Consider the following 4,343-nt stretch of genomic DNA (forward strand, 5'->3'; position numbering starts at 1 on the left):
TATTTGAGAGGTCCGCGTTCAGAAGATAAGGTTCCTGTGTTTCCGTAAGTATAGAGGAAGAAACCGGTTTGTTTTTCCTCTTCTTTTCCTAAGACAGATGCTCTGATATTGGCTAAGAGTGCGTTTTGTTTAGCCATATCGGTTAATTCACTGTAGAAGAGAGCATTTGGCATAACCAAATAGCTTGCTGTTTGTGGTACAGGAGCAACGGTAGGGATATTTGTTTCAGGATCAGGATTTGAACCAGAATTGGAGCCAAGCAGTTCGGGTTGTAAACGGAAATCCCAGAAATTTTCATTCTTTTCATCAAAGAGGTTTTGTGCAATATCGGCTTTTCCTTGGCTTGAGTCTGGTCCATAGGCACGTAGTGTATACATATCTGGTAAACCATTTCTTGTGGTATAGCCATTTACGAGTTTGAAAGAGTTTTCAGTTGCTTTTCCAGAAACTTGAATGAGTGAAAGCCCCCGTACATTAGGAGCAGCAGAGATATTTGCTTGACTACTGTTCTTTTCTACGCGTCCTGAAACATAAACTGATGTGTTGCCAGAGACATCCCCATGGATCAAAAGCCTATCGGTTTTTTGATCGGCGATGGGTGCTCCATCACTCCATTGTGCGTTGAAGTAAATCTTTGCATCACCCGTTGCATTGTAGACTTCTTGCGTGTCTGGTTTACCAGAACCTATATGCAATGTTTGGTAATGCTCTTCTGTTGGTTTCTCAAAAACAATGGAGCTGTTATCGAGATTAAGCGTAGAAATATCGGAACGAGATCTTTGAGCAATATCAAGTAGTTTTCCATCAGCATCTTTTTCATTGTTACTGATCTTCAACGTCCATTTTGTGTCGTTTTTCAGATCAAAGCGTGTTTGCCCATTTTCGTCATTTCTTACACCGCCTTGTAAGACAGAATGGTCTGCGGTTAAAGTAAACATTTCAACAGGTTTTGTCTTCTGCTTTATGTTTTTGAATAACGTATCTGCAAGGATTTTTGAATTTTTGAGATTAATTTTTCCCATTGATTCATCGGTATTTATTCCAATACCATTTTCAACGATCAGATCTGTATTGGTCAAATTAACTTCACTGTTTTGCCAATCTTGTGGATTACTATTACTTAGGCCATTTAACTTATTTTTAGACAAATCTGTAAAATTCACCCCAGCAACCCCTGCTGTTGCAGAAGTATTTGCGAGATCAATATGTCCATTTCTGTTTATCTTTAGTGCAATTAGTGTTGCATCTATTTTGTTTTCAGCGCCATTGATCATCTTAATCGTGCTATTGGATGCGACAAGTCCAAAATCAACTTTTTCAATCGTTGTTTTTCCGTTTAATTCAATGACGCTATTTGCAGCAGCATTTACACCCATGCTGGGCAGTTCGATTCCCTCAATATTTGTTTTCTTCCCTTTTATCGTTAATTCTTCACTTGTGATTTTGCCTCCATCCGTTACATGAAGACCAAAGAGAGTCTTCGTAATCGTTGTTTTTCCTTTTAATTCAATGACGCTGTTTGGGCCCTCAGCTGATGCGCCTGTAACTGAGCTTTCGCCATTTTCTGTGAGTGCAACATCTTTAACATTAATATATCCACCCAAAGTTGCATATAATGAATTATTACTCCCAGTAACAGTTCCTCCTGTCATGAAAATTTTTGATTGCTCACCAATGGCACTCAGCGCATTATGCTCAGATGAAATGATTTTCGCACCATTGTTTAAAGTAATGCTACTGCCGTTTTGAGCAATTATTGCTTCTCCTTTTGCCTCAAAAGATCCGCCGGTGATTGTTATTTGAGATTTGTTATCTGCTAAGATGCTGTTTTTTGCTTTCGTGACGGTTACATTATTTAAAGTGACAATACTTCCTTTGTCAGCACTTATTCCTTTATCCATAAGAAAGTCATCATTTCCGCTTGATATTTTTACATCTTTCAGCGTGTTTTCTTTGCTGGTGGTGTTAAGAAATGATGCACCTACTGCTTTGTCTCCTGTGACCTCAATCGATCCTCCGGTCATCTTGATTGTCGCATTATCACTTTCGGCTTTAACACCGATCGAAGCATTTTTAATTGTTGTGTTACCATTCAATTCAATAGTGCTGGAACCTCTTGCAAATGCACCGAATTTTGTTCCTTTACCATTTGCTGTGAGCACAACATCTTTAACATTAATATATCCACCAGCTTTTGTATATAATACACTATTGCTACCGGTAACAGTTCCCTCTGTCATAAAAATTTTTGATTGCTCACCAATGGCATTGAGCCCATCACCGTTAAGTGATGTGATTTTTGCCTTATTGTTTAAAGTAATGATACTACCGTTTCGAGCATTGATTGCTGTTTCGTTTGCCTCAAAAGATCCATCGATAACTGTTACTTGAGTTTGGTTATCTGCAAAGATGCTGTTTTTTGCTTTTTTAACAGTTATATTTTTCAAAGTGAGTTTACTTTTTTTTTCAGCTTTTATTGCGTTATAGGGTTCACTGTTTTCACTTGTTATTGTGACATTTTCCATATTTCCGTTACCCGCATTTAGCTGAATAGCGGTTTTATCAACATTGATAGAACCTCCTGTCATTTTGAATGTAGCGTTGTCCGATATATTAACGCCGTATTCATAGGAAGATTTAGTTCCAAGTGGAGCACTAATGATGGTATTGTCCGATAATTCAATCAAACTATCGGATCCTTTAACGGTGACAACGGTTGTAACAGATGGTGGTGTTGGAGAGGTACTCCCCAGCTTTAAATTCTTGCCGATGATTTTTCCACCTGTTTCTGCCCAAATATTATCGTAGCTTTCTTTAGAGACTTCCATTTTTTTTCCATCAGAAACTTTAAGTTCTTTAAGTTCTTCCGCTTGTGTGTTGTGGTAGGTCCCAAATAATAGAATTGCTGCAGTTGCTGTATGCGATAAAAGAGATTTTTTAGACATTTATGTTCTCCTCACTTAAAACTAAGCTACAAATATTTTTTCTGTTTGCCATATCTCCACTTGTTATAAGAAGAACAAACAATATAAGAAAATAAATAATGGTCTATAAAAATATTCTTCTTGCTCACTATTTTATAATTTACTTATAGTTTTATAATTTACTTATAGTCAAATTAAAAAACATAATAATTAATGTATATATTTACATTTAAGTCATATTATATTTATAGTTTTAGTTATTACGTATTAAATATATAATTAAAAATATTAAAATGATATTTAAATACAATATTATAAGCAAATGATCGTTGTTTGTTTGTACTTTTTAATGTTATCACAGTACTGTCATATATTTTGATGCATTAAGGAGAATAAAGGGGGGACAGCATCGTTGGGAACAGCCGTCAGCAAAAATTAAAAAAGTTTACTTAATTTTAGATCTGAGGTGTTTTATATTGGATGTAATGTGTTTTATAAATATGCTAAAGAGTACTGATTGATGCTTTTATAAATCTTAGTTTCTTCTTGAGTATTTTGATAAAGTGGTTGATGTCTTTGTTTTTTGGGTGTATTTAATTAAATTATCTGCGTAAAGAAATATTTTGCAGTATGTTTCCTGTGTAAAGAGGAAAATAATAGTAGCTTGTGCTTTTTATTTACTTACGACAGTAAAACTTTACATTTTCTTTTTGCTTTGAGAAAAAGGGGAAGGGGATTTTATGAAGCAAGCGCGATTTATCAATAAACATATATGATTTATCAATAAATACATATAAGGTGTTTTTTCTGAAAGTTTTACTTTCACTTGGAGATGAAGCGCTTTGCGACATTTTTGTTTATGAGAGATAAATGCCATTCAATATCTAAGACAGCGTAAGGGGCAGATTTCTCAAAATCACTGAATTTATTCTCACCCTTAAGCATAACCACCCGCTTTAGTGCATATTTTCATTCTTTTGCGCAAAGACTGCTACACGCATTTCACGCTCCCCAATTCCAGCAAATTGGCAAGACCTTCCACAGCTGTCTTTTCAGGATTATAACGAAAGCGCTTTTTTGCCTGTGTACGAGCAACTACTTCAATCTGGTATGCATCAAAAACAATACCTAGCCTTGTCAATCAATAAATCTTGATGGAGATGATCTTGGGAGGATAAAGAACAAAAGCTATTCGAGCGATCTTTTTATGAAAGGGTGTCAAGAATAAAAAAAGGCAGCATATCGTGCTGCCTTTTTATTAAATTGAATAGAATGAATAGGCTATTTTTACAGCCTTGTTTTAAAACTGATAGCGTATGCCGCCTGAGAAATTTGCTCCAGATATACCAGTTTTCTGAAGCTTTTGTTGATAACTTACATCACCATGAAGGGAGAAATTGTGAGACAGTTGCGCATTGA

General features: G+C 35.6%; 2 protein-coding genes. Both read right to left on the minus strand.

The features are described 5' to 3' along the window. Window positions 1–2,945, minus strand: a 2,945-nt coding sequence (locus tag ACFIMI_RS09495; protein WP_375692518.1) for an autotransporter outer membrane beta-barrel domain-containing protein, incomplete at its 3' end; no start/stop codon positions are given. A 970-nt stretch (window positions 2,946–3,915) separates the two neighbouring features. Next, window positions 3,916–4,065, minus strand: coding sequence for a hypothetical protein (locus ACFIMI_RS09500; RefSeq protein ID WP_375612614.1), 150 nt, complete (start codon window positions 4,063–4,065; stop codon window positions 3,916–3,918). Window positions 4,066–4,343: the final 278 nt, after the last annotated feature.

It is taken from the genome of Bartonella sp. AP4SXKL (assembly GCF_042195845.1).
Lineage (GTDB): Bacteria > Pseudomonadota > Alphaproteobacteria > Rhizobiales > Rhizobiaceae > Bartonella.